The sequence below is a fragment of the Actinosynnema sp. NPDC059797 genome, assembly GCF_042732085.1.
Lineage (GTDB): Bacteria > Actinomycetota > Actinomycetes > Mycobacteriales > Pseudonocardiaceae > Actinosynnema.
On the sequence record NZ_JBHWIE010000454.1, the window covers coordinates 1 to 5,016 of the forward strand.

1 protein-coding gene is annotated in these 5,016 nt (G+C 77.1%); it reads right to left on the reverse strand.

The window, feature by feature from the left end:
* On the reverse strand, nt 1–4,925 hold a 4,925-nt coding region (locus ACFV4N_RS39585), incomplete at its 3' end, for an amino acid adenylation domain-containing protein (RefSeq protein ID WP_499677821.1).
* Between the last annotated feature and the right edge of the window lie 91 nt (nt 4,926–5,016).

Genomic DNA, 5,016 nt, shown 5'->3' on the forward strand with positions numbered 1-5,016 from the left:
CGAACCCGCATGTCCGCCAACAGGTTCGCCACATTCCCCCGCGACACCACCACACCCTTGGGCCGACCCGTCGACCCCGACGTGTAGATCACGTACGCGGCCTGGTCCGGCAGCGCGGCACCGCCGGGCGGCGTGCCGCTCCCCCGGGACAGCTCCGCCATGACGCCCTCGGTGATCACGAGCACGGGAGCGGTCTCGGAGCGCAGGAACGACAGGCGTTCCGCGGGCAGCCCCGCGTCGAGCGGGAGGTAGGCGCCACCGGCCCGCCAGACCGCGAGCAGCGCCACGACGAGGTCCACCGACCGGGGCAGCACCACCCCGACCACGGACTCGGCGCCGACACCCCGGGCCCGCAGCGCGGACGCCACCCGCTCCACCCTCCCGAGCAGGTCGCCGTACGTGACCTCCGCTCCGCCGCACACCACGGCCACGGCGGCGGGGTCCTGCGCGAACACCGAGTCCAAGACGTCGGGCGGCGTGCCGGGGACGGCGGTGTCGTTCCACGCCACGCGCACGAGGTGGGCTTCGTCGGCGTCGAGCAGGTCCAGCTCGCCGATCGGCCGGTCGGGGTGGGAGGCGCCCTGCTCCAGCACGCGCACCAGCCACCGCGCCAGGCGGTGGGCGGTCCCGTCGTCGAAGAGGTCGCGCGCGAACTCCAGGGTGAGCTCCAGCTCCCCGCCCCGGTCCACGAAGGTCGCGGTCAGGTCGAACTTGGCGGTGCCCGTGCCGACGGTGGCGGCCGAGGCGGACAGGCCGGGCAGCGCGTCGAAAGCACGCAGCGCGGCGTCCTGCTCGACGTTGAGGGCGAGCATCACCTGGAACAGCGGGTGCCTGCCCAGCGACCGCTCCGGGGTGACCTCCTCCACGACGCGCTCGAACGGCACGTCCGCGTGGTCGTAGGCGTCGAGGTCCACGTCCCTGGCGCGGTCCACCAACTCGGCGAACGAGGGGTTGCCCGAGGTGTCCAGGCGCAGCACCAGCATGTGCAGGAAGACCCCGACGACGTCGTCGACCTCGGGGGACGGCCTGCCCTCCACGGGCGCCCCGATCGGGACGTCGTCGCCGGCGCCGGTACGGCTCAGCAGGGCGGCCAGCGCCGCGTGCAGCACCATGAACAGCGTCGCGCCCCGGTCCGACGCGAGCGCGGCCAGCCTGCCCCGCAGCGGGGCGGGCACGGTGGCGGTGACCTCGCCACCGCGGTGCGAGGCCACTGCCGGGCGGGGCCGGTCGGCGGGCAGCGCGAGTTCGGCGGGCAGGTCCGCGAGGCGGTCCCGCCACCACTCCGCGCCCCCGTCCGCGCCGTTCGCGGCCACCTCGTGCTGCCAGAGCGCGTAGTCGGCGTACTGCACGGGCAGGGGTCGCCAGTCGGGCGCCCGCCCCTCGGTGGCCGCGGTGTAGGCCGCCACCAGCTCGCGGGTCAGCACGGTCAGCGACCGCTCGTCGCCCGCGATGTGGTGCAGGACCAGCAGGAGCACGTGCGCGCCGCCGGGCTCGGGCAGCAGCCAGGCGCGCAACGGCAGGTCCGCGGCGAGGTCGAACGGGCGCCGGACCAGGTCCGCGGGCGCTTCGCCCGCCCCCGGTTCCGCCACGGCGAACCGGGGCCGCGCGAGCACCACCTGGTGTGGTCCTTCGGCGTCCTCCGCGATGACGGTGCGCAGCGCCTCGTGGCGGTCGAGCACCAGCCGCAGCGCGGTGTCCAGCGCGGCGCGGTCGAGGTCGCCGACCAGTCGCACGGCCACCGGCACGTGGTAGGCGGTCCGGTCGGCGGTGAGGCGGTCGAGGACCCACAGCCTGCGTTGCGACGAGGACAGCGGCAGCCGCGCTCCCGGGGCGCGCGGCGTGATCGGCGGCCTGCCGGCGGCGGCCGGTGCGAGGCGGGCGGCCAGCGCGGCCACCGTCGGTGCGTCGAACACCTCCCGCAGGCCCAGCTCCGCCCCGAACACCGCGCGCACCCGGCCGACGAGCCGCAGGGCCAGCAGGGAGTGGCCGCCGGCGGCGAAGAAGTCGTCGTCGACGGACACCGAGGGCACACCGAGCACCTCGCGGAAGAGGCCGGCCAACGCCTCCTCGCGCGGTGTGGCCGGTGCGCGGCCCGCGCCCGCGGCGCGCTCGGGCGCGGGCAGCGCGGCCCGGTCCACCTTGCCGTTGGGGGTGAGGGGGAACGCGTCGAGCACCACCAAGGCGCTGGGCACCAGGTAGTCCGGCAGGACGGCGGCGACGTGCGCGCGCACCTCCGCAGCGGACACCGGCGCGGTCGCGGTGAAGTAGCCGACCAGGCGCCGGTCGCCGGGCCGGTCCTCGCGCACCACCACGTGCGCCGTGCCCACGGCGGGGTGCCCGGCCAGCACTGCGGCCACCTCGCCCGGCTCGATGCGGAAGCCGCGCAGCTTGACCTGGTCGTCGACGCGGCCGAGGAACTCCAGCACTCCCCCGTCGGTCCACCGCACCAGGTCGCCGGTCCGGTAGGCCCGGCTCCCGGCGGGGCCGTGCGGGTCGGGGACGAAGCGCTCGGCGGTGAGCCCCGGCCGTCCCCGGTAACCGCGCGCGAGGCCCTCCCCCGCGAGGTACAGCTCGCCGGGAGCGCCCGGTGGGACCAGCCCCAGCCGGGTGTCGAGGACGCGGACGCGCACGCCGTCGAGGGGCAGGCCGACGGGAACGGTGTCCGAGTGACCGGCGGTGGGCACGGCGTGCTTCAGCGCGAACGTCGTGGCCTCGGTCGGGCCGTAGCCGTTGACGACGGTCACGCCCGGACAGGCCAGTTGGACGCGCCGGACCGCTCGGGCCGGGACCGCCTCGCCGCCCGCCCACACCTCGCGGGCGCCGTCGAACGCGGTCGGGTCCTGCTCGGCGATCAGCTGGAACAGGGCGCTGGTGAGGAACATCCCGGTCACCCGGTGCTCGGCGACGGCCCTGGCGAGGGCGGCGGCCGTGAGCTGCCCCGGCGGGGCGAGCACGACCCGACCGCCGTTGAGCAGCGGGACCCACAGCTCGTAGGTGACCGCGTCGAAGGTGTGCGGGGAGTGCAGCAGGACGCGTTCGTGCGCGCCACCGCGGAACGCGCTGTCCAGGGCCAGGGCGACCACGTCGGCGTGGGTGACGGCGACGCCCTTGGGCTCGCCGGTCGACCCCGAGGTGTGGATGACGTAGGCGAGCCGGTCGGGGTGACCGCCGGTGGAGCGGGGACCCGGGCACCCGGCGTCCTCGCCCGGGTCGTCCGCGGCGATCACCGGCGCGCCGAGGCCCGCGGCCTCCGCCGCGCCGGCCGCGTCGGTGACCACCGCCACGACTTCCCCGGCGAGCCGCCGCTGGTACGCGGCCGGGCTGCCCGGGCGCAGCGGCAGGTACGCCGCACCCGACTTGGCCACCGCGAGGGTCGCGATGACCAGGTGGGCGGACCGGTCGAGCAGGAGCGCCACCGAGCGCTCCGGGCCCGCGCCCGCGGCGCGCAACCGGGCGGCGAGGCGGTCGGAGGCGGCGTCGAGTTCGGCGTAGGTCAGCGACCCGCCGGACCAGGCGACCGCGGTCGCGCCCGGCAGGCGGTGGGCCACCGCGCGGAAGTGGTCCGGCAGATCCGCGCGCCCGGACGGCACCGGCGGGCCGCTGCCGAGGTCGAGCAGGCGTTCCCGCTCGCCGGGGAGGAGCGGCTCCGCCCGGCCGACCGGGGCGTCGGGCGCCGCGAGCAGCGCGCGCAGGAACCCGAGGAAGCGGTCCAGGTGGGAGGCGGCCTCGGCGGCGCTGTGGAGCCGGTGGTTGGCGTCGAGCACGACCCGCACGCCGCCGGGCGCGCCGGGAGAGCCGAAGACGGTGATGGCGACGTCCGCGACCGGCGGTGTGGACAGCTGCACCGGCAGGGCCTCGTGGCCGGCGAACCGGGGCGCCAGGTCGAACGACAGGATGTTGACCAGCACCCGGGCCGGCGAGTCGCCGCCGCGCTCGCGCCGGAGGTCCTCACCGCGGTGGCGCTGGTGCCGCGCGGCCGACGCGAGGGCCGCAGCGGTGCGGGCGACGACCTCGGCGAACAGGTCGGAGGGGTGGACCCCGACCCGCACCGGCAGCTCGTTGGCCAGCATGCCGGGCGTGCTCAGCGCGGTCCGGGTGAGCCTGCCGGTGAACGGCACGGCCAGGGAGACGTCGCGCGTGCCGGTGAGGCGGTGGGTGTAGGCGGCCACGGCGGCGGTGAGCACCGCGGACGGGCGGGCGCCGTGCCGCGCCGCCACCTCCGCCAGCCGCGCCTCCTCCGCGGCCGCGAGGCGGGCGCGGTGGCGCACCGGGCGCGACGACGGCGCGGCGGTGCGCCCGCTGAGACCGGTGGGCGCGGGCTCGCCCGCCAGGGCCTCCGCCCAGTACTCCCGGTCGCGCGCGGCGCGGGCCGACTCGCGGTAGGCCCGCTCCTCCGCCACGAGGGCGGAGGGTGGGGGGAACGACGAGGGTGGCGGCGACGTGCCCTCGACCAGCGCGGTGTAGACCTCGGCGAGCCTGTGCCAGTACAGGGCCTGCCCGAAACCGTCGACGGCGATGTGGTGGCAGCGGAAGTAGTACAGGTGCCGTTCGGGCGAGAGGCGCAGCAGCGCGTGCGCGGCGACCGGCCCGCGCGCCAGGTCCACCACCCGGTCCAGGTCGGCCCGCATGTGCGCGACGGCCGCGCCCTCGTCGGCGACGTGGACGACCGGGACGGGCACCGGTCCCGGGGGCTCCTCCTCCTGCCACACCCCATCGGCGTCGGCGACGAACCTGGCGCGCAGCGCCGGGCACTCGGCGACGGTCGCGGTGACCGCCCGCCGGAACAGCTCCGGGTCGACCGGGCCGTCGACGTCGAGGTAGAAGCCGATGGTGTAGGCGGTGTCGGTGGGCGCCAACTGCTGGGCGGCCCACACCTCCGACTGGGCCGCGGTCAGGGCGTGTCGAGGCGTGCTGGTGCTGGGCATCCCGCTCCCGTCGCTCAGTCGGACGCGGGGCCGGACAGCTCCCGCTCCAGCAGTGCGGCCAGTTCGTCGAGGGTGGGGTGCTCCCACAGGG